This is a genomic window from Pantoea sp. B65 (assembly GCF_047308185.1).
Classification (GTDB): Bacteria; Pseudomonadota; Gammaproteobacteria; order Enterobacterales; family Enterobacteriaceae; genus Erwinia.
This window is the reverse complement of the sequence record NZ_JAHXPU010000036.1, coordinates 277,012-294,060: the sequence shown is the minus strand read 5'-3', so window position 1 is coordinate 294,060 and position 17,049 is coordinate 277,012. Positions and strand designations below refer to the sequence as shown.

9 protein-coding genes are annotated in these 17,049 nt (G+C 54.1%); 7 read left to right on the top strand and 2 right to left on the bottom strand.

The genetic code is table 11. The annotated features are described in order from the left end of the window. Positions 1-2,535 (bottom strand): malto-oligosyltrehalose synthase, encoded by a 2,535-nt coding sequence (gene treY, locus JWF83_RS15565; protein ID WP_413651247.1) that lies wholly within the window; start codon positions 2,533-2,535, stop codon positions 1-3. Continuing rightward, positions 2,532-4,319, bottom strand: coding sequence for a malto-oligosyltrehalose trehalohydrolase (gene treZ / locus JWF83_RS15560; RefSeq protein ID WP_413651246.1), 1,788 nt, complete (start codon positions 4,317-4,319; stop codon positions 2,532-2,534). The genes treY and treZ overlap by 4 nt, the downstream gene beginning before the upstream one ends. A gap of 852 nt (positions 4,320-5,171) precedes the next feature. Here treZ and JWF83_RS15555 point away from each other — a divergent pair. From JWF83_RS15555 to JWF83_RS15525, 7 genes are all read left to right on the top strand, one after another. Further along, positions 5,172-6,293, top strand: a complete 1,122-nt coding sequence (locus JWF83_RS15555; RefSeq protein WP_413651245.1) for an acyl-CoA dehydrogenase family protein — start codon at positions 5,172-5,174, stop codon at positions 6,291-6,293. Then, complete coding sequence (locus JWF83_RS15550; protein ID WP_413651244.1) at positions 6,290-7,402, top strand: HAD-IIIC family phosphatase; 1,113 nt, start codon at positions 6,290-6,292, stop codon at positions 7,400-7,402. The genes JWF83_RS15555 and JWF83_RS15550 overlap by 4 nt, the downstream gene beginning before the upstream one ends. Positions 7,403-7,505: 103 nt before the next feature. Continuing rightward, positions 7,506-8,099, top strand: coding sequence for a hypothetical protein (locus tag JWF83_RS15545; protein WP_413651243.1), 594 nt, complete (start codon positions 7,506-7,508; stop codon positions 8,097-8,099). Positions 8,100-8,143: 44 nt separating this feature from the next. Next, positions 8,144-8,812, top strand: coding sequence for a hypothetical protein (locus JWF83_RS15540; protein WP_413651241.1), 669 nt, complete (start codon positions 8,144-8,146; stop codon positions 8,810-8,812). A 3-nt stretch (positions 8,813-8,815) separates the two neighbouring features. Next, on the top strand, positions 8,816-9,553 hold the full coding sequence (locus JWF83_RS15535; protein ID WP_413651240.1) for a hypothetical protein: 738 nt from the start codon (positions 8,816-8,818) through the stop codon (positions 9,551-9,553). 249 nt (positions 9,554-9,802) lie between these two features. Beyond that, positions 9,803-12,550 carry a pentapeptide repeat-containing protein gene (locus JWF83_RS15530; RefSeq protein WP_413651239.1) on the top strand — a complete coding sequence of 916 codons (2,748 nt, stop codon included), beginning with the start codon at positions 9,803-9,805 and terminating at the stop codon, positions 12,548-12,550. 77 nt (positions 12,551-12,627) lie between these two features. Next, positions 12,628-17,001 carry a hypothetical protein gene (locus tag JWF83_RS15525; protein WP_413651238.1) on the top strand — a complete coding sequence of 1,458 codons (4,374 nt, stop codon included), beginning with the start codon at positions 12,628-12,630 and terminating at the stop codon, positions 16,999-17,001. The last annotated feature ends 48 nt before the right edge of the window (positions 17,002-17,049 follow it).

The following is a 17,049-nucleotide window of genomic DNA, read 5'->3' as shown; positions in this document are numbered from 1 at the left end:
TCATTCACTCAGCAGTATGATGGCCGCACAACAATTGAATGATGCTAAGTCGATACGGTCGTTCAGGAAAATCTCGCCGCCATTAAGCATGTCGCGATAGCGGCGGTGACTAAGCCGGGCGGGCAGGGGAATCTCTGTCTCTGCCCAGCGGATTGTCCGGCGGTGATCAGGGTTGTCACGCAATAGCTCAAACACCAGACGCGGGGCGATGACGATCAGGGCATCGTTGTTTTCCTGCCGGGCGAAGGCCATGACATTGCCCGCTCGCTTACCTGTGGCGACGAGCGGCAGGTAGTCACCTTTGCGAAACAGCGTCGGCATCTGCCTGCGGCAGTGCAGAAGCCTGGTGATAACATATTGATTCAGCCGACCGCTTAGCCAATTCTCCGCTGCGCTGAAATCAGGTATTTCATCGTCAGCCAGCTGCCGTTCGAGCGCGGCGAAATCCGGCTCACGCCGGTTGTCAGGATCGACAAGGCTAAAATCCAGCGCCTCGCTACCCTGGTAAATATCTGGTACGCCCGGCGCCGTCAGTTTGACGATGGTCTGGGTGAGGCTGTTGACCAGACCCGCGCGGATAAAGGGCTGCAGCGCGCCACAAAAATCCTGCAGAAAAGTCTGGTTGTGCGGTGACAGCAGGTGGCGGGCATAGTCGAGCACGGCTTGCTCATAGCGGTCATTATTGTCGCCCCAGTTGGTGCGTTGCTTCGCTTCCCGCAGCGCTTTTTCCACATATAGCAGGAACCGCTCTTCGAGCGCCTTCAGGCCTGCCTCATCTGTCGGCTGGAGTTTTGTCGGCCAGACACCGGCCAGGGCCTGGTAGAGCATCCATTCAACCGTCGGTTTTGGCGCCGGACCATCGTCAAGCACCACGACTTTGGCATGGTTCATCTGACGCCAGCGGGCAACGCATCCGGCCCAGAGATCCGGCGCTTCGGTGAGGGTACAGAGCCGTGCCCGCGCGTCTTCGCCGCGTTTGGTATCGTGGGTTGAGGTGCCTGAAAGCGCATCCGGTTGCCGTTGGCGTCGCGTTTTCATCTCCGCGTGAAAGCGATCAAGCGAAAAGGTGAGCGACACCGGTTCGGCACCCACTTCGTTTAGCGCCAGCGCCATATTCTGCCGGTAGAACAACGTGTCCTCCACCGATTTTGCCATCAGCGGGCCGGTCAGTTGCTGGAATCGCGTGCGGAAAGTGGCGGCTTCGGCGCCAGCCGTTTCCGACACCTCGCCGGTCAGAATGTGGATCAGAAAATCGAGTGCCGCAGGATCTGGCGCGTTAGCGCCGGTTCTCACTTTTTCGGCTACTTTTTGCAGCAATGCGTAGTCTGCTGGCGGCAGCCCTTCCGCCGTGCCATAGGTGCGATAGACCGGGAAGGCGATCAGCAGTTCGCGCAGCGCCGCACGGACGGCTTTTTCCTCCAGCATGACGCTGTCGGTAGCGGCGATCGCCATTCCCAGCGTCAGTAGCGTGGTAAATTCACCGGCAAAATTCTTATCCACCATCAACAGTTTGGCCGCCCGTAGTTCGGCTTTCATATCCACCGGTTTGCCTGCCATCTCCTCCCAGGCCCTGCGCAGGGTATTAATCTTCGCGCCATCCACCAGCGCATCGGCGAGCGAAGCCATAAATTCGTAGCCGGTGGTGCCGGAAATCGGCCAGTCCGGCGGAAGATGCTCGCCTTCGCCAAGGATCTTTTCGACGGTTATATAGCAGTCAGGCCCGGTCTGCTGGCGCAGACGGTCGAGATACGCTTTCGGATCGGCGAGCCCGTCCACATGGTCCACCCGCAAGCCGTCGACCGCACCGGAATGGACCAGTTCAAGGATCAATTGATGGGTGTCAGCAAACACCGCCGGGTCCTCGACCCGCACGCCAACCAGCCCGGTGACTTCAAAGAAGCGACGGTAGGAAAGGTCGTGGGACGCATCACGCCATGACATCAGCCGCCAGGGCTGGCGATGGTGCAAACTGGCGATCGCCGCTTTGTCGGTCAGTTGCAGCACTTCGGCCTCGCGGCCCTGCCAGGTATCGCGGGCGAGCGGGTAGAAGCAGTCGTGACAGACTAACGCAGGTCGGCCGGTTTTCGGCTCAGGCTTCACCGCAATTTCGCCATTTTCCAGCAGGGTTTCGAAGTCATCCGCAAGGAAAGGTAACGTCAGGCGACGGGCCCAGTTGATGTCGAAATGGCGGGCATAGCGGCTGTGTTCCCCATGGCTGACGACGTCGTACCACCAGGGATTTTCCAGCGAGGCGGCCATGTGGTTCGGCACGATATCGAGGATCAGACCGAGTCCGGCGCGTTTCAGTGCCGCTACCATGCGGTCGAAGCCTTCACGGCCGCCGATCGAAGCATCGATCTGATTAACGTCGGTTATGTCGTAGCCATGAGTCGAGCCTGATGTCGCGGTGAAAATTGGCGAAGCATAGAGATGACTGATGCCAAGCCGTTGCAGATAGGGCACCAGGCTGGCGGCGCGGTCGAAAGTCATGCCATTGCGAAACTGAATACGGTAGGTCGCGCCGGGGATCTTCATTCTGCGGCTCCCGAAGCTAAGTGTACGATAATGGAATTGGGTTGCAGTTCATGAGTTGCTTTCGGCCAGGCGAAGATTATCTCGCCTGGCGCGTCGGGAAGCGGCTGTGGCTCAGCGCTGATATTCAGCGCCATCGACAGCCTGCCTTGCGGGAACGTCCAGCTGACGGCGAGGAAGCCTTCCGCGGTTTTCACCACGCTGCCCGCATCGCCGCCAGCCTCGGCCAGCAACGGCACGATATATTGCTGGCGCAGCGCCAGTAACTTGCGGGTCAGCGCCAGCCACTCCTTGCCATCCTTGCTGTCCGGTTTCTTCCAGTCCAGTTTCGACATTTCGCAGGTCTTTTTGGCGTTGGGATCGGGCACCTTCTCGCCCATATGTCCGGCGTGGCCGGCGAACTCCTGCGCACGACCCTCGCGCACCGCCCTGGCGAGATCGCCATGAAAATCGGTGAAGAACAGAAAGGGATTCGTTTCGCCATACTCCTCGCCCATAAACAGCAGCGGGATATGCGGCGAGAGCAGCAGCATCGCGAGCAGCAGCCTGGTGCGCTCGATGCCGGCCAGCTCGATCAGCCTCTCGCCCCTGGCGCGGTTACCTACCTGGTCGTGATTCTGAATAAAATCCACAAAGGCGGTTGGCGGCTGGCCGGTGCTTTTCACGCCGCGCTTCTTGCCGCTTTGCGGCGAGACTTCACCCTGATAGGCGAAGCCTTCTGTCAGCACCCGGGCAACGAGCTTTTCTGGCTGCCTGGCAAAGTCCTGGTAATAAGCCTGCGTCTCGCCGGTGGCGAATACATGGACGGCATTGTGAAAGTCATCGTTCCATTCGCCGGTAAATAGCGGCACGGAACCATCCTGCTGGCGTGGATGCAGGAAAATCACATTGCGGCTGTCCTCGGTCGACAGATGGATTGGCCGGCTGGTGATCTGCGCGCGGATACGTTCGGCAATCTCGATCAGCACGTGCTGGTTGGAAATATCCTCGATCTGGTCGATGGCATCGAAACGCAGGCCGTCAAGCTGGAACTCCTCCAGCCAGTAGAGCGGGGCTTCAACGATATAACGGCGGGCCGCATCCACGTCATAGGCAATGCCGGCGCCCCATGGCGTCATCCGTTCCGGATGAAAGAACTCCGGCGCCAGAAGCGGCAGATAATTGCCCTCCGGGCCGAAGTGGTTAAGCACGATATCGAGCACCACCGAGAGGCCATAGCCATGCGCTGCATCGACGAAGGCTTTGAAGTCTTCCGGCGCGCCATAGGCAGAGTGCGGCGCGTAAAGCAGTACGCCGTCATAGCCCCAGCCACGGTTGCCGCCAAACTGCGCAACCGGCAGGACTTCGATCATGGTGATACCAAGCTCTGCCAGCCAGGGTAGCTTTGCTATCGCCGCCTGGAAGGTGCCTTGCGGCGTAAAGGTGCCGATATGCATCTCGTAGACCACCGTTTCTTCCCAGCGGCGACCTTGCCATCCGGTATTCTGCCAGCGGTAGCTGGCCGGATCGATCACCTGCGAAGGGCCGTTAACATCCGCCTTTTGCGCGCGGGAGGCGGGGTCCGGCACCACGGTGCCGTCGGCGAGGACAAAATTATACTCCGCGCCGGGTGATACGCCGGTTGCCAGCAGCTCAAACCAGCCATCGTCGCTGCGGCTCATCCCGGTGTCTTCGCCGGAAAGCCTGAGGATAACCTGCTGCTGGCCGGACGCCCAAAGACGAAAACGAACGGTGTCGGCGGAAACGTATTCGGCTCCCCAACTTTTTTGAAATGATTTGGACTCCATTCAATTGCCTCTTGTAATCCGCAAGTGAGCAATGGACGGCACCCGCCGGTTGTTGTCCGGCGATGCGCGTCTCAATAGCATAAATTTATCAGCGCCAGCTGGCTGCCAGTCATAAACCGACGGTCCGCAGGAAAATAAGCTGGGAACGGATTGTGGTTGAGCTGGCCCGCTCGGCATGCCATGCATAATCATAGACTAAGATAAACAGACTAATGTATTGCGCTAACAGAGTGGGCAGTATTGTTGTCAGCACATCATCTGAGGCTGGCCCTGATGCGGGCGGTCGCAAAATCAGCTAAGTCTGCTGGCTCCGTATCCCGGACGTGGCTTTTATCTGCCATCTATCCGCAGGCGGGGGAGTTAATGTAAGGATATCTGCCAGTTAAGTGCTGTTAAGCTAAATATCCCTGATGACGAATAGTATGATCAGGTGGAATTAACCCTGCGTGATAGTCATTCAGGAAAATATAAGCCAGCATTTGGCGCTATGACATATCAACACTTCTCATGTGACCAGTTTTAATGTGCTTAAAATGTCACCCTTTATTTTTATTTTAAAATTTATAGCTTAATCCGGAGCTTTGAATTCTCCATTGATTTGATAGGGAATTATGACGAAAAAGATGAAGGATAAACATGTTTTTAGGTTTTTTTTTCTGCTGCATTTACATTATCAACTCTTGACAAAAAATAGGACATATCCTAAATATCTAACTGGTACTGTTTTTGGTCTTACCGGATTAACAGATTTTAAGTCTTAAAAAATTCCATAAATTAAATTAATTATCTTGCTATTTAATTGTTAAATATCCTGTACTCAACATTAACCGTTTGAAAAGGCGGGGGTGTACTGTGGAATCAAGGCTGACTGACACACAAAGAGAATTACGAGATAATTGTAAAAACTTTGTAGATCATCATCTTGCGAAAATGGCAGCGCAAATTGATATTACCGGGAGTTTCCCCAGAGAATTTATTTATTTAATGGGTAAACAGGGTTTTCTTGCGCCTTTATTATCGAGTGAATTCAATGGGCTTGGTTGTGATGCTATGGGCTTTAATTTAATTTCTACAGAAATGAATAAAGCCTGCTCGAACGCCAGAAGTTTAATTACCGTAACGTCAATGGTGTGCTATGCCATTGCCAGATGGGGTAGTAAAGAACTCCAAATAAAATGGTTACCCGGCCTTGCCAGCGGTGAATTTATTGGCGCCTATGCGTTAAGTGAACCTGATATTGGCTGTCAGGCGAGCGCGGTGGCATTGACTGTCACCGCAAGTGGCGATTGTTTTATCCTTAATGGCAGCAAAAAATGGATATCGTTCGGTCAGATAGCGGATGTTTTTCTGGTATTCGGGCAGTTGGAAGGAAAATCGGTAGCCTGTCTGGTAGAGAGTCATCACCCCGGGGTTAGCGTGACGCCGATTAATCACATGATGGGTTGCCGGGCCAGTATGCTGGCGGAAATTCAGTTTCAGGATTGCGCCATCGCCAAAAGTAATCTGGTCGGCGGTGTGGGTCTGGGTATCCCGGCGGTCGCTATGTCGGGTTTACTGGTCGGGCGACTGAGTGTTGCCTCAGGTTGCGTAGGGATGGCGCAGGCGGCGATGGAGGCGGCGTTCGATTATGCTTTACAGCGGCGCCAGTTTGGTCAAAAGCTGATCGAGTTTCAATTGATAAATCGTCTGCTGGCGGAGATGAAAACCAGGGTCGCCGCCGCCCGGGCTCTCTGCTTTTATGCCGCGGATGCGCTGGACCACAATGTACCGACCATTGATGAGCAGATCATCATAGCCAAATATTTTGCCGGCGGTATGGTGAATGACGTGCTGCGGGATGCAGTACAAATTTTTGGCGCCAATGGTTGCCGTGAAGGCACGCTGGTGGAGCGATTCTATCGCGACGCCAAGATCATGGAGATCATTGAAGGCAGCAACGAAATGCTGCAGCTTAAATTAGGGAAGAGAAAATGACCGCCAGACTGCTCCAGAGCAATAGCGGCTCATCTGCCACAACGGTATGCCTGCCTCAGGCAGAAACTAACCGACAGATAAAGTGCGTGGTATGGGATCTTGATAATACAGTGTGGTGCGGCACCTTATTAGAGAACGATTTACTGAGCGTGTCTGACGACGTGATAAATATTATCAGGCAGTTGGATAATCGGGGGATTTTGCAATCGATAGCCAGCAAGAATGATTACGCCTGTGTAAAAAAACAGCTGCAGGAATTTGGCCTTTGGGAATATTTTCTTTATCCCCAGGTGTCCTGGGAGCCGAAATCAGCGGCTATCCGCGAAATTGCTCGCGCACTGAATATAAGCCTTGATACTTTTGCTTTTATTGACGATCAGGAATTTGAACTGCGGGAAGTGGGCTTTGCACTGCCGCAAGTGTTGCTGATTAACAGCCAGTCATTGCCAGCGCTTTTACAGTTAGCCAGTTTTAATCCCGAATCTGTCACCAGGGAAAGCGCAGAGCGGCGCGATTACTATCGCGCTGAACAGTGCCGAAGTCTGGCGGAGGAGGCATTTGATGGCCCGAATGAGGCATTTTTAGCGTCGCTGAACATGTCCATCGATGTTTGCCGCGCTGGCGCGCAGGATTTGCAGCGTGCCGGGGAACTGACCCGGCGCACCCACCAGCTTAACACCACCGGCTATACCTACAGCCAGTCGCAGTTGCAGGCATTCTGTGAATCTGACAACTATCTGCTGCTACTGGCCAGTTTGTCAGATGACTTTGGCCGCTACGGGACCATTGGTCTGGTGCTGATTGAAAAAAAAGCTGATTTCTGGCAACTCAATCTGTTCCTTATGTCCTGTCGGGTAGTCAGTCGGGGGATCGGCAATGTGCTGCTTGGTATTGTCATGAGGATGGCGAAAAAAGTCGGCGTAAGTTTACGCGCCGAATTTATTGCCAATCCGCACAATCGCCTGATGTATATCACTTACCGATTTAACGGGTTCAGTGTGTTACAGGAACAGAATGAATACACACTCTTTGAACACCCTCTAAAACAACTACCGATCCTTCCTGCATTTATTAAAGTCAGTACACCAGAACTCGACGATATAAGATGAGCCGCTGGCAACGATGCCGGGGCCTGAATACAGGGAGGTTTCAATCGCGTGCTGTTGACGAAAATGATGATGTTATCATTATAATCCTGAGTGGAGATAAAAAATGTCAGTGAAGAATCAACTAACCCCGGAGTTGAGACAGCGTTTTTTGGACAATCTGGAGAAACAGGGTATTCCGCTGTCAAAGGTTATTACCGATGTAGTGACCAGTGCCCCCAAAAGTTATCTGAGCGACAGACCTGGCGTACATTCGCTTATTCCGGCTAACAAACTAGCGGTACATAGCTTAGACGAACTGAAAGCGCTGGCGGGAAATGCCGATGAGCATTATACCTCCGGACTGATGCAGGTGCATTTACATGAGGATTTGCCAGCATGGCAAGAAAATAAAAACGGCTATGCTCCGGAAGAACTCTCTGTTGAAGAGAATAAGAATATCGTTAAAGCTTTTAAAACCTATATTTATGGCCATTCTGAAAAAGTAAAAAGCTATAAGGATATTATTCATCAACATTACTTTCCAATGACGCTATCGACTTTTGCAGCGGAAAATTTGACCGTGACTGCAGGGCAGACATTAATTGTCGATGGCAGCGATGCCTCAATGGTTTTCGCTACGGTTACCGTAGAGGCAGGAGGGACCATTCAGTTTGAAACAAATTCATCCTGGAATGTGCAGAATATGATTCTTGAATAAGACCCTGCTGACTGTAATCCACATAAGTTATTGAGAGGAATTATATGGCTAATATTAATAATATCGGTCTGCCAGGCGCGAATAATACTACGCCGCCGCCAGTGCAGGGTGCGGTTAATCCCGCAGTGGCGGCACAAGGTAGCGCAGGACAGGACAGCGGTAAAAGTTGTGGAACGCAGGCGGGAGTCGGCGACACGGGCGCCACCGGTGTCACTGGCGCCCCCGGCAACAATGGTGGGGTGGGAGGCAGTGCTAATACTATCACATTCACCATCGCCAATATGACCGGGGAGTGCACATTTACTGTGCAAGGCGGAAACGGCGGTAATGCCAGTCAGGGGGGACAGGGGGGGCCGGGACAAATCGGTGGCCCGGGCGGCAGTTCTTCCAGTCACTGCGGAGCAGGCGGCCAGGGCGCTGGCGGTCCCGGTGGTAAAGGTGGGCCCGGCGGCATTGGCGGCAATGGTGGTGATGCGGCGGAAATTTACATTACTTACCAAAACGGGCCTGGTTCCCCGGTGCCTTCCATTACCGCTACCGTGACGGCGGGCAGCGGCGGCACCAGCGGCAACGGTGGTGCGGGGGGGATCGGGGGGCAGGGGAGCACCAACGGGGGAACGGGGCTGGTCGGGGATCCCGGCGCCACGGCCTCTAACGGCGCAAATGGTCAGGTGTACGTCAACGGTAAAGCGATTGCGACCAGCGGAGGATAACCTGTGACTTCCTACAACATTATCATTAATGGCGTCAGGGGCAGCGATGGCCTTCCTCAGGGGAACGGGAAAAATGCCGATCCGCTTGGCCCTTCTGGCAATGGTGCGGCTGGTCAGCAAACCGGCGGAAAGGGCAGCAAGAAAACCTGCTCGCTGAAGGCGGGTAATGGCAGCCCTGGCAATCCTGGCGGTATCGCTCCGCCCGCAGGTCATGGGCAGGATGGAGATCCGCCACCTTTGCTGACGCTTAAATGTGGACAATTCAGCGGCACACTAAATATTCAGACGTATGGCGGTAACGGCGGCACTGGCGCCAACGGCGGCACTGGGGGTGCGGGATCTGATGGCGGCGCTGGCGGTTCCCAGCCTGAAAGTTGTCTTAATGCTTATGGCGATAGCCTCGGCGGTCCCGGTGGTCCCGGTGGTTCCGGCGGCAATGCGGGCAATGCGGGCAATGGCGCCCGGGGCGGCAATATTGATGCAACTTATAGCAGCAAAATTGCCAACCCGCTGGGGAACGTCAGTAATCAGGGCGGCACTGCCGGTAACGTAGGGACGATTGGCTCGGGTGGCGCCGGCGGCAACGGCGGGCTGAATGGTGACGGCAAAACCTCTGCGTCAAACGGGGGCCTGGGCGCGCTCGGGAACGCAGGCTCCGTCGGCAGCAGCGGTAACAGTGGCTCTTTCTTATGTCAGCCAGCAGAGACCAGCGACTTCCAGTTGCTGCTCACCATTAGCTAATGCCGTTATCAGCGCAATGGCTGTGCGCCGTTATTTATCTTCACCGACATTATTGCCGGTTTTTCTCTGTTGCCTTCAGCGCGCAGCATAGCTGACTGCGCGTGGTCTTCAGTTGGTGGATTAATTAATGTCGGATAGCGGAACACAGCTTTTTGGGTTTATCGGCCAGACGCGCAGATGAAAGTCGTGATTGTCTGAAATCAGGCCGCCGGTCATTGCAATATTGAAAAATAAACGGTGGGACAGACAATGAACTTTATCGGTAAGTGGTCATTTCAGCAAAATAACCATTATCTGACGTTGGATGAAAATTCTCAGCAGCTCACCCTGTCAGGAACGGCTGAAGGCAACGCACAAAAATGGAATGCCTATGGCACGCCGGAGCAATTTATTTTACAGGCTCCGAACGGGAAATATGTTTTCTATCATGACAACGTCTATCTGGCCAGCCTTGGCCGGGACGATGCCATGAGTTATTTCTCTCTGGTGATAACCGCAGGGCAGAATTGCAATATTATTGATTTGGGCATTCAGGGTGCCGGTTCTGAACAGTATTGGTGGACCGTCAATGGCACCAGTCTGGAAAGAGTGGCCAAATCGGCAATCGCACCGGATTCAGCACTTTTGATGCAGGATGTTATTACTGTCGGCATGGAGCAATTTCTTAATTTTGGTTTTCCGCAGCCACAGCCGGATTTAACCTGGGTTTATCTGGCAGGGCAGGATCTCAGCAGCTGCATCGGTTTTATTCAGGCCAATTTTACCCAGGCCAACTTATCTGGCGCGAATTTGTCCGGTGTCCCGATGAACTCCGGCAATTTTACCCACGCCATCGTCACCAATGCCAATCTGTCCGGTTTTTCCACCGCGCTAACCAACGCCAGACTGATCAACGCCGATTTTACCGGTACCCGACTGAACTCGGCACAGTTACTGGCAGTGGATTTTACCGGCGCTAATTTGTCCCATGTCGATATGACCGATGCCAGCCTGAGCCAGCCCAACTTCACCGATGCCAATCTGACCGGGGTGAAAATGAGTAACCCCAGTACCGGCGGCGGTTTTGGCGGCAGTATCGATCTGACGCAAATGACGTTCAGCAACAAGACCTGCTTTACGCTTTGCCAGATGCGTTATAACGATCTGAGACACTGTGATTTTACCGGCATGGTATTTAATCATGCCGATCTGACCGGTTGCCGGTTAGACAAGACCACTCTTGATTGTGCCGATATGTCGTACTGCAACCTGAGCGGTACTTCCGTCACCGGCAATGTTTCCATGGTGGGCGCAAATTTTAGCAATGCCACCCTGACCGGCGCCGATATGACCGGCGCGCAGATGGGGTCCATCAGCTTACGTTTCCGGGTTAGCGGGAGCGCTAATGTGATCGTGTTTCAAACCGCCCTGACTCAGGATGATATCACCACCGTACAAACTGTCTTCAGGCAAAACGGTTACCCACTGACGGGAGATATTGTGATTACCACCTCCCCCTACGCTGCCGATCGCGTGTGGACGGTACAGACCTATAGCGCAAGTTATACCGTACGTAAAGAAGGCCAGGACTCAGGGGCCAGCCTTGCGGTTTACCAAACCGCCGTGGCCGCCATTCTGGCGAACGCTTTTATGAAAGATATCATCCTGACGTCTGCCAACCTGTTTAACGTCAGGGCTCCCGGTGCGCAGATTTATGGCAGCGCCAAACTGGATGGCAACGCCATTCTGGAAGGCGCGCAATTTGATAATGCCAATATGGGCGGTATCAATCTGAAACAGGCGCAGCTTTACGGCGTCAACTTTGATTATGCCACCCTGACCGGAGCCCAGTTTCAGGGCGCTGAACTGACGGTCGCGGCAACCGGCGGGGCGGTGAGTCTGACCCGGGCCAATTTGCAGGGTGCCAACTTTTCCGACAGCAAACTGGCTGATGCCATTTTTACTGATGCGGCGGTGTCGGTGGCCGATCCGCTTAATGCCAGTGTCACCTGGGGGGTCTGGCTGTTCGATACCCCCGACAGTGCGGAGTTATCTGGTGAAATATCAGCCGCCGTCAACAGCGTCGAACTGGCCATGGCGATCCTGCCCTACATTCAGCAGGGGAAGATCAGCAAACAGCTGCAGGCTGGTTTCAGGCAACAGGGGATTACCATCAGCGATAGTGCGCTGGTGACGATTCAGCAATTTGGCCCTTACTGGACCCTTACCGACGCGGCAACCAGCTATGTGATTTTTCAAAGCTGCGATTCCGCGCAGTATCAGCCGGCTCTTGGGGTGGCGCCAGGCGCCAATGATACGGTGACGCCACAGTTTTTTATTCCACTCTATCTTGAATCCCAATTGAAAACCGGCACCGTTACGCCTGACGTGATCGCCGCATTCAGGCAAAACGGCCAGCTTACTCTGAGTGCCGGCTCTCAGGTTGCTGCCTGTCAGCAGGCCACCGACTGGCTGGTTACCGATGTTGCTGTCTCGTACAACCTTTGGCGCGGACTGAATAAATTCTGTGAGCTGACGCTGACGGCAAGGGCCGCCATACCTAACTTACTGGCGGTATTTAACATCCATTCGCTGCCGCTCAGCTCACGCGCGCTGGTTAGCAGCAATGCCAGCGGCGGCTGGCTACTGGACAATGATGCCGACAATCCGTTTAACCCGGTGATTAATTATATCAAGTTCACACTGATCTCCGATCTTGCCACCGGCAACCTGAGCGCTTATGGCCAGATGATGCGCGTCGTGCGGCTCTCTGCCCAGGGGCAGCAGGAGTTTGAGAATCTGCGCTGCGATCTTACGTTGCTTGACAAAAATATGTTGCAATCCTCGACGGTCTGCCCAAACAGCGCCCGTACCGATGTGAATAATGCGGCCGGCACCCCGTTTATTAACTGGATGAGGGCGCAGGAAATGCCGAAAGCGCCTTTCTGCGTACCTTCCGCAGACGGTACCTATTATTGTCCGCAAAAACCGCCATCCAGTCCGCTCAGCCTGGAGTGATCTCTCCGTCGGGCAACCGTTTCCCGCTGCCCGGTATTTGCTGTTGTTTGTCAGAGCTATCTACAAAGGATATCGCTATGAGAGCCAATGAAAATACGTTACTGCATTTTGATTTGAGCCACTGCCCGCAGGATAAGACGTTCACCCTCATCGGTGGGGATGGCAAGAACCATGAAGTCCGCTCCTACGCGGATCACCCACAGAAATTTGAAGAGCACAGGCAGCGTAACAAGGCGCTGTCGATGATCCCTAAAAGTCATCAGCACCTGATCACTCATTTTATTGAAGACGTACCAATGCCGCAGCATCAGGCCTCTTTGCGGCGGATTGTTTATGCCTCGCTGGACGAACATCCGCTGCCAGAAATTGCCCTGGCGTTTATCCATATTCCGCTAAAGGCACATAAAGCCTCACTGCATCCCAAAGCGAAAAAGAGCACGATCAACCAGCATGCGCTTTTCAGCTATTACGGCATCAACCTCGCGGCGACCAGTCAGGTGGATCATGAGGAGTTGCTCAGTAGTGCCAGTGCCATCAAGCCCCCTTATGAAACCGCACGGGCAATTATCCTGCAACACCCGGAGCTGGGATCGGTAAACCCGGCGGTAAGCAAATACATCTTTGATAACTATCTTAATAATACTCAGGATTTTCAGGAACTGATTACTTACATCCAGAACAACCCGCCAGGTTCAGATAGCTGTTGGTATAAGAAAGGCTGGGTGATGTGGACCAACCCGGATACGCAACAGTGGGAACCGATCCCGGCCAATATGGATCTGCAATACAAAGACGGTGGTAAAACCGACTGGCCGTTGAACCCGGATACCGGCAAGCCCGGCATTCCTAATTATGACTTGACGGATGATAGCGGAAGCTCGGCCGATCCCGGTGTTATCGGCGCCGCTACGCCGGCAGTGCAGAAAGCCCTGTTGCTGACCAAGCAGGATGATACCCTGAACGGTCAGTTGTGGACCAGCCAGAATGGCGTGACAGAAAAATCCCAGACCGATGTGCCGGCCAGCCAGACGCCGTTAGCCAAAGCGATCGGTCAGGCGTCAGCTTTCGCAGTGGATAAACCGTTGTCATTTGCCGCGGTTGAACAGACCGACAGTGCCAAAGGTTTCGGCATCAAAAATACCACCTCCAGCTATGGCCTGTATCTGTACGACCAGGACATGAGCTTCGACACGGCGACCAGAACATTAAAATTCCCGGTGAAGAACTGGCCAAGCCGCTACCTGAGTTGTTATGTAGAGTTTTTGAAGCAGGACGGTACGCCAATTAAACGGGTGGATATTTCCGGCTGGCAGGATGGGCTGCCGGCATTTTTACAAGGGACGTTTGAAGCCAGCCCGACCAAAAATTACCTCAACTGGCTGAGTTCGGGCAATGCGGTATTTGGCGTGCCGGTGCCGCCATTGACCGGCAAGACCGACGTTGAGTTTCTCTGGCCAGAAGAGGCGAGTTCCGCACGTGTCCTGCTGGGCGGGCTGGGGGCGGCTAACGGCTTTAAAGACTGGGATTCTGACGTTGACATCATTGGCGTGCTGGGAACCGGGGTGGTCAACTACGGCATTTCGGTGCTGAGTATGCTGCTCACCGTGTATGTGGTTAACCCGTTTATTAACGGTCTGAAAGGCGATGCCAAAATCGCCTTTTATATCATTTGCGGTTTTGGCGGCTCCGTCGCCGCAATCCTTGGTGGGCTTGAAAATAAAACCAATATCGGGAAAGCCATTCTGGCTAACCTGGCCAATATCGCCAGCGGCATTATTTTTGGCGTGGTGGCCGAAAAAATTGTGCAGCAAGTGTATAAAGAGGCGATCGCCGTCATCATTGCGGAAACCGTAGGTGAGATCACCACCGAAGAAGCGTTAGGGCAGATTCCGATCGCCGGCTGGGCACTGAAGGTGGCCAGCATCGCAGCCGATCTTGCGGCAATCACGGCCACCACGGTGGAGTGCGTTCTGTCACCGGCAACCTACGATCTGCAAATACTGCACACCATGGATCTGGCTGTGACCGTTAAACCAGACCCCCGGCATGGCACCGAACAGCAGGCGCCGATTTGGCCGATGGTGAGTGATCATTATGTCATCCAGGTGAAATATCCGAAAGGCAACGGGCAGGATGGCGGTACAACCTATACCATGGCAGGCCCAATGCCGGGTAAACAGGATCAGCCGATTCAGGTAACCTTTACCGGCATTCCAGCCGGCGGTAAGATCGAGGTGGTCGCCAGTATTTACTCCAGCAATGACTGGCTGGCAGGGGTGTATAACAGCGGCTGGATCAACGCTGACCCGGATGCCAATGCCCGGCAGTCGATATCCGGTGCGATCGTTGAAAACCTGGTGCCATTGACCGCCGACACCGCCTATAGCCAGAAACAGGCTCTGGCCTGGTCCGATGCGCGTAAACACTACTGGCAAGTAACCCAATTTACGCTCAGTGCGCTACTGATCCCTGATTTTGATAAAGGCGGTAACCCCGCGCAGTCGATTCGCGACGCGTTTGCCGCCAATGGTAATGATCTGTCGGCATCCAGTCAGATCACCATCGATACGGCCGGTAGCGCCTGGACGCTGAATGATCCGGGGACCGGGGTGACCTATGCTGTCGTCAGGGCGTCGATTTACAGCGGAGACGGGCAAACGCTGTATGAGCTTAGCGTGCAAAATACCACGCATCCGGCACCGGGTTTACCGGCGGTACTCAATGACTGCGGTTCAGACGGACACCGTATGTGTGACCGTATGAATATCACCATCAACAACAAAGAGTATCAACTGGGTTATGCCTGGCGTGCTTCCGGTCAGAATATGCCTCTGGATTATGGCGATACGGTCAGTAACGGCCAGATGTATACTTTCCAGAGCATCTCTACGCTGGCCAGCCCACAGGATGCGATCATTGAGCCCAGTCGTGGTTTCTCATCGCCAACCTTTATTGCTTATGATCAGTTCGGACTTACCGCACTGTTTGATCTGGATTACCAGGCCTGCGTCGCTGAGCTTAACCAGGGGGGGCCTGTGCCTGACGGGATAAGCAAGGAGTTTGCCGGTTTCAGCCTGGCGTTGCCCGAAGGAGCGACTGTCACGGTGGTGACGGCGAACCAGGATTGGACGATAGGGGTCAGCGGCGCAACGCCGGTGTATGAGTTGGCTACCGAACGCGTGGTGATCGCTGGTGAATGGGCCAACATTATCAGCGTGTTCTCATACCCGGTGCCGAAGCTGGATAATTTCTATCTGGATTCCAGAACCTACACCCAGACAAATCCGCTCTATTATTTGCGCGGCGTGCAGTTCGCGCTGGGGCAAAGCACATTCAACTACGATCAAACCAAAAGCTGGGGCTCTTTCCAGAATGTCACCATCAAGGGACTGGCGGTACACCCGGAAGGTTATGTGGTGGGTGCCGATTATGACAATCATAAACTGCTGACGCTGCGCTTGCCTGGCGAGGCGGTGGACAATGATCAGGCGCCGGTGGCGATGCCGCTTTCGGGCGAGGGGATGCGTGAAGGGTTACTGCATCAGCCGGTGGCGCTCACCATCACCTCTACAGGGCGGATCCTGGTGCTGGAAGAGGGCAATAAACGCATTCAGGCCTTCGATATCAAGGGGAATGCCGTACCTTGTTTCACCGTTGGCCAGGTCAGCTGGGCGATGAGTACCGGCTTTATTTCGCAGCTGGATGATAACTCGCCGCAAACTGATATGGAGCAGTTGTTCCAGCAGAACGTTATCCCAGCCCGCGCGCCGTGTTTTTCCGGTGAAATGAGTTCTGTTGATGCATTGAATAATGGCCAGGTTGACAGCCTGTTAAGCCTCGACTTCGTCAATAACGGCTATTCATCCGCAGCAGACGCGCAGCCCAATTTCACGGTTGTCGTGACGGAAAAAGACAAGCTGTGGTTGGTTACCGATAGCGATTCCGGCGCTGAGTTTGATGTCCGTGTGATGTCTGACGATCTGGACATCGATCATCTCTACGTGTTCCGCGCCTTTAGTCTGAGCATCACCGTTAATGCGCGTGGATTACGTTGGGAAATTAACGACACGATGAACGCAATGAATTTTCAGGTGGTTAAACCGCTCAACGGCGACTTGCAGGTCACGCAGTTGGTGGCTTTGATGCCTCTGCGTGATATGGGGCAGCAGAATATCCGCTATCTGGATCTTGCGGTGGAAAACAAAGGCTATGTCTACGTATTGATGGCAGTCGACAGCAGCACGCCGGCGTTTATGCTGGATATCTACAATCCGGATGGTTCGGTGCTGTTGACAGAACCGCAGCAAGGGGTAAATGCGGCGAAACTGACGGTGGATCAGTGGCGCACCCTGTTTACCCTGAACTACGACTCGTTCTCCGGGCCTGGGCAACGGACAGAGCCAGGTATCAGTGCCTGGATCCCGTCTACATCGGGTAAACCGACAGCGTAGCGCCTGAACACCAGGCTGGCTGGCGTTTGCCTGCCAGCCTTTCCTTGT

Coding starts and splice junctions, on each gene's coding strand:
- treY (WP_413651247.1), bottom strand. CDS start 2,535: ATGAAGATCCCCGGCGCGACCTACCGTATTCAGTTTCGCAATGGCATG.
- treZ (WP_413651246.1), bottom strand. CDS start 4,319: ATGGAGTCCAAATCATTTCAAAAAAGTTGGGGAGCCGAATACGTTTCC.
- JWF83_RS15550 (WP_413651244.1), top strand. CDS start 6,290: ATGACCGCCAGACTGCTCCAGAGCAATAGCGGCTCATCTGCCACAACG.
- JWF83_RS15545 (WP_413651243.1), top strand. CDS start 7,506: ATGTCAGTGAAGAATCAACTAACCCCGGAGTTGAGACAGCGTTTTTTG.
- JWF83_RS15540 (WP_413651241.1), top strand. CDS start 8,144: ATGGCTAATATTAATAATATCGGTCTGCCAGGCGCGAATAATACTACG.
- JWF83_RS15530 (WP_413651239.1), top strand. CDS start 9,803: ATGAACTTTATCGGTAAGTGGTCATTTCAGCAAAATAACCATTATCTG.
- JWF83_RS15525 (WP_413651238.1), top strand. CDS start 12,628: ATGAGAGCCAATGAAAATACGTTACTGCATTTTGATTTGAGCCACTGC.